Source organism: Acidimicrobiia bacterium (assembly GCA_035651955.1).
Taxonomy (GTDB): Bacteria; Actinomycetota; Acidimicrobiia; order IMCC26256; family JAMXLJ01; genus JAMXLJ01.
Window position 1 is genome coordinate 40198 of sequence record DASRES010000041.1, and the last position, 14796, is coordinate 54993.

Consider the following 14796-nt stretch of genomic DNA (forward strand, 5'->3'; position numbering starts at 1 on the left):
CAAGCGCTACGGGCGCGTCCACCAGTGGCGCGAGCCACGGCGTGGGACATGGCACGCTGGTGCGCTCATGACCCGCTCGCCCATCCGTGTGCTCGTCGCGGTCCTCGTGACCGTCGCGACCGCGCTGGTCGTGGTCCCCAACCCCGCGGGCGCGTCACCGGCGACGCCGCGCGCGGCGCGCCCCTCGCCCTCGTCGGCGACGGCGCGCTACCGCACGGACCGTGTGCTCGTGAAGTTCAAGCCCGGCGTGAGCGCCCAGCAGCAGGCGCGAAGCCTCCATGGCGCTCGAGCACGCACCGTCGCGCGCGGGAGCGATGTGCAGACGGTGTCCGTCCCGAACGGTGACGTCATGGGCGTGATTGCCCACCTGAAAGCGGACCCGAGCGTCACGCTCGCGCAACCGGACTACCTCTACCACGCAACCGAGACGATCCCGAACGATCCCTACTACGCGCAGCAATGGGGTCCCGCGAAGATCGCTGCGCCGGAATCGTGGGACGTCGCGCGCGGGTCGGCCGCGAGCAACGCGCCCGTCGTCGCCGTGATCGACAGCGGGGTCGACTACGTGCACCCCGACCTCGCCACCAACATGTGGACGAACCCCGGCGGCATCGGCTCCTGTCGCGCGGGAACGCACGGCTATGACGCGCTGGCACAAGAGGCGGGCTCCCCGTACTACGGCCTCGACCCGTGCATCCCGTTCGACGACGACGGCCACGGCACCCACGTCTCAGGGATCATCGGCGCCGCGGGCAACAACGGAACGGGGGTCTCCGGCGTCGAGTGGCAAGCGCGCATCATGGCGGTCAAGTTCCTCGACAGCTCGGGATCGGGTGACGACGTCGCCGCGATCGCCGCGATCAACTGGGTGGTCGACGCGAAGAACCACGGCGTCAACGTGCGCGTCATCAACGCGTCGTGGGGCGGCAGCGGCGACGACACCGCGCTCGACAACGCGATCCAGAGCGCGAACGCGGCCGGCATCCTCTTCGTCGCCGCCGCGGGGAACGGGGACAACTCGGGAACGCCGATCGACGTCGACACGACGCCTCAGTACCCGTGCTCCACGTCGGGAGTGCTGTGCGTCGCGTCGAGCGACCCGTACGACGGGCTGTCGTGGTTCTCGAACTACGGCGCGAGCACGGTCGCGCTCGCCGCGCCAGGCGAGTGCATCCTGTCCACGGTCCCCACCGAGTTCCCCTTCGGCGAGAACGATCCGTACTGCGGGACGCCACCGCGCAACTACGCGTACCTCGACGGCACGTCGATGGCGACACCGTTCGTCTCGGGCACCGCGGCACTCATCGCAGCGGCCGCGCCGAGCGCGGACGCGACGCAGCTGCGTGTCGACATGGTGAACAGCGTCGACCCGAGCAGCTCGCTGTCGTCCAAGGTCTCGAGCGGCGGCCGCCTGGATGTGTGCAAGGCGCTCGCTCAGGCTGGCGTCTTCACCCCGCCACAGAGTCTTCGTGCGACGCAGTCGAACGGCAGCGCGCTCATCGCGTGGAACGCGCCCTGCAGCGGCGCGACCGACTACGCGATCAGCCAGAGCGGGGGTGGCAGTACGACGACAGCATCGTCGACGACAACCCTTTCGTCACTGACGACGAACGCGGCGTACACCGTGACGGTCACCGCACGGATGAGCGGCAGCCCACGTGCTTCGTCGACCGTGCTCGTCACCCCGCTGAGCGGTGGATACGAGCTCGACGGGTTTGGTGGGTTGCATCCGGTCGCGGCGAGTGGTGGGACCGCACCGCCGACAACCAGTGGCGGGCCGTACTGGCGAACGTGGAACATCGCGCGCGGCGTCGCGGTGCTCCCGAGCGGCGCGGGGGGCTACGTCCTCGACGGCTATGGCGGACTGCACCCGTTCGGTGTCGGAACACAGACCCCGCCGCCGGGCGCGCGCGTGAGTGGCTACTGGCCCGGTTGGGACATCGCGCGCGGCGTCGCGTTCCTGCCCGACGGAACGGGCGGCTACGTCGTCGACGGCTACGGCGGGCTCCACCCGTTCGCGGTCGGCAACGCGCCGATGCCGCCCAACCTGTCGACGCCGAACTACTGGCCGGGCTGGGACATCGTGCGGGGCATCGCGACGGTCCCGAGCGGCTCACTCTCGCTGACGTCCGCCGGCGGGCTGGTGCTCGACGGGTACGGCGGCATCCACGGCTTTTCCCTCGGCGGGGCAACGCCCAGCGCATCGAACGGCCCGTACTGGAAGCCGTGGGACATCGCACGCGGCATCACGGTTTCACACGACGGGACGGGCGGATACGTGGGCGACGGCTGGGGCGGTGTGCACCCGTTCCAGCTCACACAGCCTGCGCCGCCACTCCAGACCGGGCAGTACTGGCACGGCTGGGACATCTCGCGCGGGCTCGCGCTGTGACCTGCACTCGCCGCGGGAGCCCGCGGCTCGTCTGACGCGAGCTCCGAACGCGATTCGAAACGGCCCGGCGGGACCGCTCACCGATCGACCGGCAGAGAGTCTGCCGCCGCGCGTTCAGACGGAGGTGCGGATCCCGACGTCGAACCAGACGATCCCGCCGTCGCCGGTGCGGATGCTGCCCCACCCGTCGGCGAGCTCGTCGAGCAGGCGACTGCGCAGCGCGCCCGCCGTGCGCGCCTCGCCGTGGGCGACCGACCCGGGAGCACGGCGCGCCGCGGTGCTCGCGGCCTCGCCCGTCTCGCCGACCTCGACGCGCACGTGGCGGCGGTCGCACTCGGCGTAGACGATCAGCGCGTCGGGCTCGCGCGCGACCGCGTCCGCGACCAGCTCGGTGGTGAGCAGCGCTGCGGAGTCGGCGAGATCGCCGATGCCGGCGTGCCGCACGAGCTCGCGGACCGCCAGCCTCGTCTCCGCGACGGTGCCGGGACCGATGCGGTCGAGGACCATCACGAGCGGTGGCGTCGTCGCCGCGGTCATCTGTGGGTGCTTCTACCCCGTCGCGCGTCGGTTCATCCGCGGTATCGCCGCACGGACACGAACAGCGCGGGGAGCGGCGAGCGTTGCACCGAGCCGGAGGGGGAGGGCCAGAGCAGGTGCCCGCCGCTCGACCCGCGAACGGCACAACCGCGTCACGCCGCTGCGCATTCCGGCCGCACGAGATCCCGTCCGCAAAATCCGACTTGATCACTCGGATTTCGCTGCTTACGGTGGGCCGCACTCGACGACGACAGGAGCACGTGATGCCGGACTGGGGATTCGAGACTCGTCAGGTCCACGCGGGAGCGGTCGCGGACCCGGCGACCGGCGCGCGGGCCGTGCCGATCTACCAGACGACGAGCTTCGTGTTCCGAGACACCCAGCACGCCGCCGCGCTCTTCGGGCTGGAGGAGCTCGGGTTCATCTACACGCGCATCATGAACCCGACCCAGGACGTCTTCGAGCAGCGGATGACCGCGCTCGAAGGGGGCGTCGGTGCCCTGGCCACGAGCTCCGGGCAGGCGGCGCAGTACGTCGCGCTGATGAACCTGGCCGAGAACGGCGGCCACATCGTCTCGTCCGCGTCGCTCTACGGCGGCACGTACAACCAGCTGCACTACACGTTCCCGAAGGCGGGCGTCGACGTGAGCTTCGTCGACGACCCCGACGATCTCGACGCGTGGCGCGCCGCGATCCGCCCGAACACGAAGGCGTTCTACGCGGAGACGCTCGGCAACCCGAAGAACGACGTCCTCGACTTCGAGGGTGTGTCGGCGGTCGCGCACGAGGCGGGCGTCCCGCTGGTGATCGACAACACCGTGGCGACGCCGTACCTCTGCCAGCCGTTGCGTCACGGCGCCGACATCGTCACGCACTCCGCGACGAAGTTCATCGGCGGTCACGGCACGTCGATCGGCGGCGTGATCGTGGACGGCGGCTCGTTCGACTACGTCGCGAGCGGCCGGTTCCCAGGCTTCACGGAACCGGACCCGAGCTACCACGGTCTCGTCTTCTCGCAGCTGCCGGACGAGCTGCGTCCCGCGCAGTACATCCTGAAAGCGCGTCTGCAGTACCAGCGCGACATCGGCCCCGCGGTCTCGCCGTTCAACGCGTTCCTCTTCATCCAGGGACTCGAGACGTTGAGTCTGCGCATGGAGCGGCACTGCGAGAACGCGCTCGCCGTCGCGCAGTGGCTCGAGGCACGCGACGAGGTCGCGTGGGTCTCGTACGCAGGGCTCACGTCGAGCAAGTGGTACGACCGCGCGAAGAAGTACATGCCGCGGGGTGCGGGATCGATCCTCGCGTTCGGGATCGAGGGCGGTCTCGAAGCCGGCCGTCGCTTCGTGGACGCGCTCGAGCTCCACAGCCACCTCGCCAACATCGGCGACGTGCGCAGCCTCGCGATCCACCCCGCGTCGACGACGCACTCACAGCTCACCGAGGAGGAGCAGGCGACCGCGGGCGTGACGCCGGATCTCGTGCGTCTCTCGGTCGGCATCGAGACCCTCGACGACATCCTCGCCGACCTCGAGGCCGGGTTCCGCGCCGCCAAGGGCGCGTAACCCGAGCGGACCTGTCGTCGCGAGCGCTTAGTGTTGACGATTCGGTGGGCGCGCGTGACCTGATTCCCGCAACCGGCGCGTGGTGCCCCGGCGACGAGCCGGGGCACCGCCGGTTCGCGACGGTGTTCGACACGCGCCCGCACGTTCTGGAAGCGGGCGGCCGGCTGTCGGACGTGACCGTCGCGTTCGAGACCTGGGGCGAGCTCGACGCGTCGCGCTCCAACGCGGTCCTCGTGCTCCACGCGCTCACCGGTGACAGCCACGCGGCCGGGTCCGTCGGGCCCGGGCACGTGCAGGAAGGCTGGTGGGACGCGGTCGTCGGGCCGGGCAAGGCGATCGACACCGAGCGGTTCTTCGTCGTGTGTCCGAACGTCCTCGGCGGATGTCAGGGGACGACCGGTCCCGCGTCGCTCGCGCCGGACGGGAAGCCGTACGCGTCGCGCTTCCCCGTCATCACGATCCGCGACCAGGTCGTCGCGGAGGCCGCGCTCGCGGACCGGCTCGGCATCGAACGATGGAACGCGGTGGTCGGCGGCTCGATGGGCGGGATGCGCGTGCTCGAGTGGGCCGTCGCGTTCCCCGATCGTGTCGGGAGCGCGGTCGTCATCGCTTGCGGTGCCACCGCGAGCGCGGAGCAGATCGCGTTGTGCTCGTTGCAGGTCCGCGCGATCCGCAGCGACCCCCGTTACCGCGGCGGCGAGTACTACGACGCGCGACCGGGCGACGGTCCACACGCGGGGATCGCGCTCGCGCGCGGCATCGGGCAGGTGAGCTACCGCAGCGAGCTCGAGCTCGAACGGCGCTTCGGTCGCGGCCACCAGGGCGACGAGGTCCCGCTCGCGGGTGGCCGATACGCGATCGAGTCGTATCTCGAGTACCAGGGCGAGAAGCTCGCGCGCCGCTTCGACGCGAACAGCTACGTCGTCCTGAGCGAGGCGATGAACCACCACGACGTCGGTCGCGGCCGGGGCGGGATCGCGGCCGCGCTCGCGCGCATCACGGCCGACGTGACCGTTGCCGGCATCTCGTCGGACCGCCTCTACCCCCTCCGCCTCCAGCACGAGCTCGCCGAGCTGATACCCCGCGCGAGCAGCGTCGAGGTGGTCGAGTCGATCTCCGGTCACGACGGGTTCCTCGTGGAGCACGAGGCCGTCGGGAAGGTGATCGCGCGGGCCTTGGCCGGCCGCTGACCGGCGCGTCACCAGCCCCGGACGAGATTTCCCCTTCGGACGGGCGCTCCGGTGCCGATACCCACTACGTGGAGGACGAGGCCGCGCGCACCGGCGAGACCGACGAGTTGGCGTTCCACGTCGACGACCTCGCGGCCTGGCTCGGACCGGACGCGGTCGAGGACGTCCTCGCGCGCGAGGACCTGCGTGCGCTGCTCGAGAACCGCCGCATCTGCATTCCCCGGGCGGATCTGGAGCGGTGGCTGCGCGAGCTCCAGGCGCGTGCCCGCGCGGCCCACGACCGCGATCACGCCTGACGCCACGCGTCAAGCCCCACGCGCATCCGCTTTCACGACGCGCTCATGGAGCGCCGCGCAGGATCGCAATCGTGTCGCAATGGGGCGACGTGGCAGGGAGGGGACCGATGCGTCGGTTCTGGTCATGGTTGGTCGGTTCGAGTGTGGTGGTCGCGCTCGCGACGTTCGGGATCGGGTCGGTCGGCACGGCCACGGCCGGTGCAGCCCAGGGTGGGACGGTGCGCGCCGCGGCGACGAGCCCGTGCACGCCGCCATTCCCGAACCAGCCGTACTGGCAGGGCTGGGACATCGCGACGGGCGTCGCGCTGCTCCACGACGGAACCTGCCGCGGGTACGTCCTCGACGGCTGGGGCGGCTTCCATCCGTTCGGCAACCCACCGCCGCCCGCGCTGTTCGGCGGCAAGCACGCCGTGGGACAAGTCGTTGCGCACAACATGGCGATCGAGGGCAGCGACGTACTCAACCCGACCAATCCGCCGGTCCGTGGTGCGGTCATCAACACCCACGCCAAGGCCTACCCGTTCGGAGCGAACGGCGTGACCCCGGTGACCTACGCCACGAACGACCAGTCGTACCTGTACAACGTGCCGACGCGTGCGATCTCGCTCGACCCCGCGCCGGCGGGCAGCGCGTACAACCTCAACGGCGCGACGATCGACGCGTGGGGCGGGATCCATCCGTTCTCGACCGTGACCGAGACGATCGACACGTGCAACGCGCCCTACTGGCCAAAGTGGAACATCGTGCGCGGCCTCGCGCTGTTGCCCAACGGCCAGGGCGGCTTCACGCTCGACGGCTGGGGCGGTGTCCATGCGTTCGGCAAGGCGCAGCTGGCGACGCCACCGGACACGTACTGGGGGCCGTCCTTCGGGCACAAGGCGTGGGACATCGCGCGTGGCGTCGCGATCGACAACAACGGCAACGGCGTCGTGCTCGACGGCTGGGGCGGGCTGCACCCGTTCACGTACACGATCAACGCCGCAGGGTGCTGAACGGCGTCAGGCGACGCCGAACCAGCCGAGGACCGTCTGCGCGAGCAGCACGCTCGACAGCACGGCCACGGCGATCACGCACACCCAGGCGACGGCCCGGAACACCGGGCCGTTCGCCGCGTCACCGAGCAGGCTGCGACGGTTCGCGAGCGTGAGGATGAACACGAGGATGACCGGCGTGATGATCCCCTGCAGCACCTGCGTGCCGACGAGCAGCCGGATCAGGTTGACCGGTGTGAGCGCGACCAGCGCGCCGACGAACACCTGGAACGTGAACAGGCCGAGGAACACGGGCGCCTCGCGGAAGCGCCGCGACACGGATCGCTCGACGCCGACCGCCTCGGAGATCGCGTAGGACGTCGACAGCGGCACCACCGCGGCGGCGAGCGCCGACGCGCCGAGCAGGCCGATCGCGAAGAGCAGCTCTGCGCCTGCGCCCGCGACCGGGCGCAGCGCCTCCGCGGCCTGCTTCGCGCTCGACAGCGGCCCGTGTCCGCCGATCGCCGCCGCGGTCGCGATGATGATGCACATCGCGATGAAGTCACCGAACACGGCGCCCCCGACCGCGTCGACACGTTCGAGCGAGTACTCGTCCGCCGTGATGCCACGGTCGACCACGCCGGCGGCGGTGTAGAGCTGCATGTACGGCGAGATCGTCGTGCCGATCAGCGCGACGCCGACGAACACGAACGCCTGCCCACCCGTGAAGTGCGGCAGCACCGTCTGCGACGCGACCGCGTGCCAGTCCGGGTGACCGAGCACCGCCGCGATCGGATAGGTCAGGAACACGAGCGACAGCAGCAGGAAGACGCGCTCGGCGTACCGGTACGAGCCGAACATCACCAGCGCCCACAGCGCGACGGCCGCGACCGGCACGCTCAGATAGCGCGTGACGCCGAGCAGCTCGAGCGCCGCGCCGATGCCGGCGAACTCCGACACGACGAGCCCGAGGTTCGCGAGCAGCAGGCACGCGAGCGCGAGCGTCGCGAACCGGATCGAGAACTGCTCGCGGATCAACGCCGCGAGCCCCTTGCCGGTGAAGACACCGAGACGCGCGCTCATCTCCTGCACGACGACGAGCCCGACGGTCACGAGCACCATGAAGAAGAGCGTCCGGTACCGGTACTGCGAACCCGCCGACGCGTAGGTCGCGATGCCGCCGGCGTCGTTCCCGGCGTTCGCGGCGATGAGACCCGGTCCGGCGATCGCGAGGTAGGCGAGGAAGCGCGTCCGCCGCCGCGTCCCCTCCCTCATTGCAGCAGCCGCGGGAAGCGGAAGCGGCCCCGCCCGGGCACGAGCGCGTCGATGACGTCGTCGGCGAGGATCCGGCCGACGGGCTTGTCGTGGTCCACGACGACGAGCGACGAGCGCCGCGCGTCGATGAGGCGGTCGGCGAGCTCGTCGATCGGCATGTCGGGCTCCACGACCGCGCAGCGCGGCTCGCCGACGAGCTGACCGACGTGGCGGTCGTCGGGCGCGAGCAACACGTCGAACAACGTCACGTCGTCGAGCAGGTACCCGTCGCCGTCGACGACCGCGACCGCGTCGATGTCCGAGCGGTGCTCGCGCATGTCGGCGAGCGCGCGCTTCACGGACGCGATCGTGTCCGACGCGGGAACGCACACGACGTGGGTCGTCATGATCCCGCCCGCGGTGCCGACGGGGTACTCGAGCAGCTCGGCAAGGTGACGGGACGTCTCGCGCGGCATGCGGAGGAGCAGCGCGGCGCGCTCGTCGGCGCCGAGGGTCCGCAGCGCGTCCGCCGCTTCGTCGGGCTCCATGGCGGCGACGAGCATCGCGGCCTGCTCGGGCGGTGCCTCGCGCAGCAGCGCTTCGAGCTCGCCCGGCTCCATCTCCTCGAGCGCGTCCGCGGCGGTCTCGGGCTCGAGCGAGCCGAGCAGCTCGTGGCGTTCGTCGCGCCCGAGGTCCTCGAGGAGATCGGCGAGCTCGCTCGGGCGCAGCTCGCGCAGGCCCGCGTGCGGCACGCGCAGCTGCACGTCGGCCTCGGGGTCGCTGAACGGTTGGATGGAGGCCCAGTCGATGACGCGCTCGGGCGTCGGTCGTGTGCGCCAGCGCGCGGGTCCGAGGCGGCGCAGCAGTGACGACACGCTCACGTCGACGCCGACGAGCAGGATGCGTCCGAGGACGGGCGCCAGGTACAGGTCCGCGGCGCGGATCACCTGCACGCCGTCGACGTCGACGAGCTGGTGGTCGAGGACGTCCTTGGCCAGGGTCACCTCGCCGGATCGCCGGCGGAAGTCCTGGAGGTCGAGGCGCGCCGATCGCAGGGTGACGGCTTTCGCCGCGATGGTCTCGATCTGCGCGGCGGGAACGAACGCGAGCCGGCGCGCGACGCGCACGACGAGCCCCGTGACCGGCGGGTAGTGAACGGCGCCGTCCCATCGCGCGACCACGTCGACGAGCCGGCCGAGCTCAGCGCTCTCGCCGTGGCGGACGGGGCTGCCGATCAGCCCCGCGAGCGAGACGAGCGACTCGCGGACCGCGCGGCGCGCCAGGAGCCGTTCCGAACGGGCGCGGCGCCGGCGACGCAGCGCGTCGGCCGGTGACGGCGGTCGTCGCACCACGGTCGCACCTCCTCGCGCGCGTCGGATCGGGGCCGGGGACGCAGGCGCGTCCGGCCGGTGCGACAACCATTGTGGTCGGGAGTGAGAGCGGGATGAGGGTTCACGCGAGGTAGTAGCCCCGGGCGAGCATCGCGGACACCACGAGAAGGCCGGTCGCGCTCGCGACGACGACCGCCGCGCCCGCCGTCCGGTTGCACCTCGCGAGTGCCACTCCCCCGACCGCGAAGCACGGAAAGGCGGCGAGCAGGAAGCGGCCCATGCTGAACAGGTCGTCGGTGACGAGCGCGGGGAACGCGACGACCCCGAGCGCGTACAGGCCGTACGCGACACCGAAGCGCCGGAACACGAACGGGATCGCGACGAGCGCGGCCAGCGTGACGGCCGGCGCCGCGGCGTAGCGCACGAGCGCGTACGGATACGACGCATGCGCAAGGTCGCGCACGAGCGGGATCTTCGCGAGCGTGGCGATCGACCAACCGTGACCCCATGCCGTCTGCGTGTGCGCGAACGCGAGCGGGTCGCCGAACCGTGCACCCAGGTAGGTCGCGTACGCGACGAGCCCGAGCGCGGACGTCCCGACCGGGAGGACGGCGCGAACCGCGCTCCCCTCCCCCCGCTGCCGGTGCAGCTCGATCGTGCGTGCGAAGAGTCCCACGACGAGGAACGGCCCGATCGGACGTGCGGCGGTCGCGAGCGCACCGACGACGCCCGCGGCCCACGGTCGCCCGTCCTCGAGGAGCACGAACGCGCCGAGCGCGCACGCGAGGAACAGCGCGTCGGAGTAGACCGCGCCGTAGAGGAAGTACGCGTACGGGAACACGAGCAGCAGCGAGACGGCGAGCGCACGCGCGCGCGTCTCGACGCGACCGTCGAGCCAGTGCGCGAACAGCGCGACGGACGCGAGCCCGGACGCGACGGTCACGGCCACACCGGCGACGAGCACATCCCGCGTCGCGAGCGCGACCGACCGCATGAGGAACGGGTACAGCGGGAAGAACGCGACGCTCGACTGGCCGCCGGTGCGGTATCCGTACCCGTGCCGAGCGACGTTGGCGTACCAACCCGCGTCCCAGTGCATCCACCCGTCGAGGACCGCGACGCCGGTGGACCCGAAGGCGTGGTTGGTGTGCACCGGCGCGAGCAAGGCCGGCGAGAAGCCGACGGCCGCGTACACGAGGACCGCGACCCCGGCGAACGCGAACGCGGCATCGAGCTCCGGTCCGCGCCGGGCTACCGCGAGGACGGTGTCGCGGCGGGCCGGACGCGGCCGCCCGGGCCGCACACGGGGTCGCCCCTCCCGCACACGCACATCGCTTCCGATCGCCATCCGCCGCGACCGTGCGAACTGTGACGTGAGCACGCCATGAGCGACGGGTCGCGCTCACCAGCCCTCCTGACAGGCGGATGAGACCGCGATGAGCGCTCGGCGTGCGGTGGTCGTCGCGTGCCGTTCAAGCTCGCCCGCTCCGAACGCCGATGACACAGACCGTGAGGTGAGCCGGGCAGGGGTTCACGCCGAGCGCGCGGGATCCGTGCGTCCTGCACCGAGGGGGGTCACTCCGTGCATCACCGTCCGACCGTCCGTGCCCGTCGTCTCGGTCCCGTGCTCGCGTGTGCCGCGTTGCTCGCCGCTGCCCTGTCCGCGTGCGCACGGGTCGCGCCCGTGTCTACCGTCCCCCGCCCGAACGGGACCTTCACCGTCCCGGCGTCGATCCCGAGCGACTGCTCGCGGGACGTGACCCCCGACCTGACGCGGTGGATCGCCACGATCGGCGACGGGTCCGTGCTGCGCTTCACGCCCAACGGCTGCTACCGGATCGACGCGACGTTGCGGATCGAGAACCGCAACCACCTGACGTTCGAGGGCGACAACGCGACGTTCCGCGCGTTCACCGACGGACGCGAGCTCGGCCCGTCGGCTGCCCGCGCGCGCAGCCAGTTCGTGTTCGCGGGCGGGTCGGACATCGCCGTGCGCGATGTGATCGTGCGCGGCGCGAACCCGGACGCCGGCCTGGACGACGGCGCGTACGTCGCGGATCTCGAGGCCCAGCACGGCTTCGTGATCGGCGGAACCGTCGGGATCGTCCTCGACCACGTACAGGTCTACGACGTGTACGGGGACTTCGTGTACGTCGGCGCGCCCAGCCGCCAGGTGACCGTCGAGAACTCGGTGTTCCGCCGCAACGGCCGGCAGGGCTGGACGGTCGCCGGCGGTGACCAGGTCACGTTCGACCACGACACGATCAGCGACACCCGCCGGGCGACGATCGACATGGAGCCGAACTCCGTCGAGTCGGCACAGACCCGGATCACGTTCAGCAACAACACGATCGGCGAGGGCCGGTTGTTCCTCGTGTCGCTCCACGGCGCGTCCGCGCCGACCGAGGACTTCGCGTTCCTCGGCAACCGGCTCGTCGGGATGCCGATGACGATCCACGTCGAAGGCACGCCCGGCGTGCGGTCGCACTTCCGCGTGATCGGCAACACGAGCGACACCGCGGCGAGCCAGTCCGGTGGCGGAGTCATCTACTTCGACGGCACGAGCGACGTCGTCGTGCAGCGCAACGTCGTCCCCGCGCAGCCCGATCGCGGGATCTCGGGCGTCGGCCTCGCCAACACGACGAACGTCGACGTGTCGGGCAACACCTTCCCCGACGCGATCGCGCCGATCGCGTTCTACCCCGGCAACACGAACGTGCACGCGGCCGGCAACCTCGTGGGCGCGCCGCTCCAGGCGTTCCCCGAGTTCACGGTGGCCAGCAACTGAGGCGGCAACTAGGCGGCACGGCACCGTCCGGCGGTGATGTTCAATTGACGTGTCACCGCCGGACGGTCGGAGGCCGCGATGGCACAACTTCGAAAGCGTCAGAGCACGAACGCCGCCGCGGGTCGCTGGGTGAGCGACCCGATGGTGCGGCTCCTGTTCAAGGCCGGGCCACCGCTGCCCGCGCAGCAGGGCGCGATGGCGCCGTTCCCGTTCGAGTCGCTCGACGAGATGCACGCCGCGTGGCTCGAGGTCCGCGACACGCTGCTCCCGCAATTGCGTGATGAGCTCGGGTCGACCGCGGGCGAGCCGTGGGCCGAGCGCGAGTGGGGCGCGAGCTGACCGATGGTGGAGCAGGCACGCATCGACGAGAGCGTCATGGCGACGCACGGCGAGTACAGCCGGCACTCGCGCCCGCAGCACGCGGCGGCCGCAGTGGCGTACCCGTACCTGCGGAGCGCGGCAGCACGGGTTCCCCTCCCGGACGCGCCGGCGCCGCTGCAGATCCTCGACATGGGCTGCGCGGGCGGCCAGAACGAGATGGAGCCGATCGCGCTGGCGATCGACGGCGTGCGCGCGCGAGACGCCCGCACACCGGTCTGCGTCCTCCACACGGACCTCCCCGAGAACGACTTCGGTTCCCTGTTCGCGCTGCTCGACAGCGCGAGCAGCTACACAGCCGGACGTGACAGCGTGTTCCCGTCGGCCGTCGGCCGGACGCTGTACGGGCCGCTCGTGCCCGACCGGAGCACCCACCTCGGCTGGTCGGGCATCACACTGCACTGGCTCAGCACGGTGCCGTGCCCGGTCCCCGACGCCGTGTTCTCGAACCTCACCACCGGCGCGGTACGCGACGCGCTGCAGCGTCAAGCCGCCGACGACTGGTCGACGTTCCTACGCGAACGCGCGCGTGAGCTCGTCGACGGCGGCGAGCTCGTGATCGTCGCCGGCGCCTCCGACGACGCCGGGCGTGCGGGCGCGGAGGGGTTGTTCGGGCTGATCGGCGACGAGCTGCACGCAATGGTCGAGCGGGGCTCGTTGCAGCGCGCGGAGGCCGAGCGGATCTTCTACCCGACCTGGAACCGGACGCTCGCGGAGTGGCTCGCACCCTTCTCGTCCGGCCCCGCCTCCGACGACTTCGAGGTGCTCGAGCACCGCGAAGATGCGAGCGACGACAGCGCCACGTTCCCGCAGTACGCGCGCGACCACGACGCCGCCGCGTTCGCACGGGCGTACATCGGCTTCGTCCGAGCGGTCACCGAGAACCCCTTCTTCCGCTCGCTCGACCCTGCGCGCACCGAGGCGCAGCGCGATGCCGTCATCACCGAGTTCTACGACGGGCTGCAGCAGCGCATCGAGGCCGCGCCCGACGTCGCCACGTGCATCTGGCGGGTCGTCTCGCTCCACCTCCGCCGCCGCCCGCGCCGCTGACGGCGCGCCGCACCCTCCCTGCCGCCGTCCTTCATTGATGGATTTCGGTCGTCATACGGCACTCAAGTGCCAATGAGAGGCACGCTCATGTGGTCCCGCGGGACCGCCCGGCGAACCGCAGCACGAGGTCGCCGGCCGGAGCTCGGGCGGGCGATCCGCGGCCGAACGACCAGTCGACGTCAGTCGCCTCGAACGCGCCGTCGCCGAGGTCGACACCGAAGTTGGCGCGGCCGCCACCGCGCGTCAGCTGGTCGAGCACGTGCACGACGGCCGCGTCAGGCGAGGACCGCGGGACGCCGAGCGGGACGGTGACGTCGAGGCCGTGGATCACGACGTGGTTCAGCGCGCCCTCGACCCCGCCGCCGGGCGGCGTCCACCGGTGCAACGTCTCGTCGCGCAGGTTGGCGACGAGCTCGGCGTTCGGCAGCTCGGCGTCGCGCGCGGCAATCCGGTTGGAGAGGCGCGTGAAGTCGAAGTCGCAGTCACGCAGCTCGGCCATGAACGTCTGCTCGTCGTAGCGCGCCGGCATGGTGACGTGCGCGACGACCTCGCGAACGCGCCAACCCTCGCACAGTGACGGGACGTCCCATCGTGTGGTGTCCAGTGCCTCGAGCTCGTCCGCGAGCGCCTCGTAGCACTGCGCGACGAGCGGCTGGAGATCGGGTGCAGCAGGCATGTCTGGTCCCTTCCGCGTCGGCGGCACTCCCTCCACCTTGACGTCGCGGACGCCGCGAACTCACCGGGGCTCGGGCACCGATCGTGTCGGAGTCGTTCGATGTGTGCATCCCCTACGCTTCGTTCGGTGGGGTGGGAGTCGGAGATCCGGTTCTTGCAGCGCGCCGGGCGTCGGGTCGCCTACGCGGTCACGGGCACCGGTCCCGCGCTGGTGGCGCCTGCGTGGTCGATCAGCTCCTCTTCCCCGCACCGGAGGGCGGCCCTGTACGTCTCTCGCTCTGGCGCCGGCGCTTCTGGGCCCCGGCCGTGCGCGCAGCCGGCGTCGAACCGCTGCGCATCCACGACATGCGCCACACCGCGGTCGCGCTCTGG

Annotated in this window: 13 protein-coding genes; 8 read left to right on the forward strand and 5 right to left on the reverse strand. The window is 71.4% G+C overall.

The genetic code is table 11. The annotated features are described in order from the left end of the window. Positions 1-67: 67 nt before the first annotated feature. Positions 68-2392 (forward strand): S8 family peptidase, encoded by a 2325-nt coding sequence (locus tag VFC33_09770; GenBank protein HZR13528.1) that lies wholly within the window; start codon positions 68-70, stop codon positions 2390-2392. Between the two features lie 114 nt (positions 2393-2506). On the opposite strand, the gene VFC33_09775 is transcribed toward VFC33_09770, so the two are convergent. Continuing rightward, positions 2507-2929, reverse strand: a complete 423-nt coding sequence (locus tag VFC33_09775) for a hypothetical protein (GenBank protein ID HZR13529.1) — start codon at positions 2927-2929, stop codon at positions 2507-2509. Positions 2930-3192: 263 nt separating this feature from the next. Between VFC33_09775 and VFC33_09780 the strand changes: the two genes are divergently transcribed. The 4 genes from VFC33_09780 to VFC33_09795 all read left to right on the forward strand — a co-directional run bounded on the left by VFC33_09780 (position 3193) and on the right by VFC33_09795 (position 6969). Beyond that, on the forward strand, positions 3193-4491 hold the full coding sequence (locus VFC33_09780) for a bifunctional o-acetylhomoserine/o-acetylserine sulfhydrylase (protein ID HZR13530.1): 1299 nt from the start codon (positions 3193-3195) through the stop codon (positions 4489-4491). 44 nt (positions 4492-4535) lie between these two features. Next, positions 4536-5681 carry a homoserine O-acetyltransferase gene (locus tag VFC33_09785; GenBank protein ID HZR13531.1) on the forward strand — a complete coding sequence of 382 codons (1146 nt, stop codon included), beginning with the start codon at positions 4536-4538 and terminating at the stop codon, positions 5679-5681. A gap of 68 nt (positions 5682-5749) precedes the next feature. Further along, complete coding sequence (locus VFC33_09790; protein ID HZR13532.1) at positions 5750-5977, forward strand: hypothetical protein; 228 nt, start codon at positions 5750-5752, stop codon at positions 5975-5977. Positions 5978-6084: 107 nt separating this feature from the next. Further along, positions 6085-6969, forward strand: coding sequence for a hypothetical protein (locus tag VFC33_09795; protein ID HZR13533.1), 885 nt, complete (start codon positions 6085-6087; stop codon positions 6967-6969). A gap of 6 nt (positions 6970-6975) precedes the next feature. Here VFC33_09795 and VFC33_09800 read toward each other — a convergent pair whose 3' ends face one another. From VFC33_09800 to VFC33_09810, 3 genes are all read right to left on the reverse strand, one after another. Further along, entirely contained in the window at positions 6976-8223 is a 1248-nt protein-coding gene (locus VFC33_09800; protein HZR13534.1) for an NRAMP family divalent metal transporter, read from the reverse strand. Beyond that, positions 8220-9554 (reverse strand): CBS domain-containing protein, encoded by a 1335-nt coding sequence (locus tag VFC33_09805; protein ID HZR13535.1) that lies wholly within the window; start codon positions 9552-9554, stop codon positions 8220-8222. The genes VFC33_09800 and VFC33_09805 overlap by 4 nt, the downstream gene beginning before the upstream one ends. A gap of 100 nt (positions 9555-9654) precedes the next feature. Next, positions 9655-10881 carry a mannosyltransferase family protein gene (locus tag VFC33_09810; protein HZR13536.1) on the reverse strand — a complete coding sequence of 409 codons (1227 nt, stop codon included), beginning with the start codon at positions 10879-10881 and terminating at the stop codon, positions 9655-9657. Between the two features lie 336 nt (positions 10882-11217). On the opposite strand from VFC33_09810, the gene VFC33_09815 reads away from it, so the two are divergent. From VFC33_09815 to VFC33_09825, 3 genes are all read left to right on the forward strand, one after another. Further along, positions 11218-12321, forward strand: a complete 1104-nt coding sequence (locus VFC33_09815; GenBank protein ID HZR13537.1) for a right-handed parallel beta-helix repeat-containing protein — start codon at positions 11218-11220, stop codon at positions 12319-12321. 78 nt (positions 12322-12399) lie between these two features. Further along, positions 12400-12660, forward strand: a complete 261-nt coding sequence (locus VFC33_09820; GenBank protein ID HZR13538.1) for a hypothetical protein — start codon at positions 12400-12402, stop codon at positions 12658-12660. A 3-nt stretch (positions 12661-12663) separates the two neighbouring features. Beyond that, a complete protein-coding gene (locus tag VFC33_09825; protein HZR13539.1) occupies positions 12664-13749 on the forward strand; it encodes a hypothetical protein in 1086 nt (361 codons plus the stop codon). Between the two features lie 85 nt (positions 13750-13834). Here VFC33_09825 and VFC33_09830 read toward each other — a convergent pair whose 3' ends face one another. Next, on the reverse strand, positions 13835-14425 hold the full coding sequence (locus tag VFC33_09830) for a maleylpyruvate isomerase family mycothiol-dependent enzyme (GenBank protein ID HZR13540.1): 591 nt from the start codon (positions 14423-14425) through the stop codon (positions 13835-13837). Positions 14426-14796: the final 371 nt, after the last annotated feature.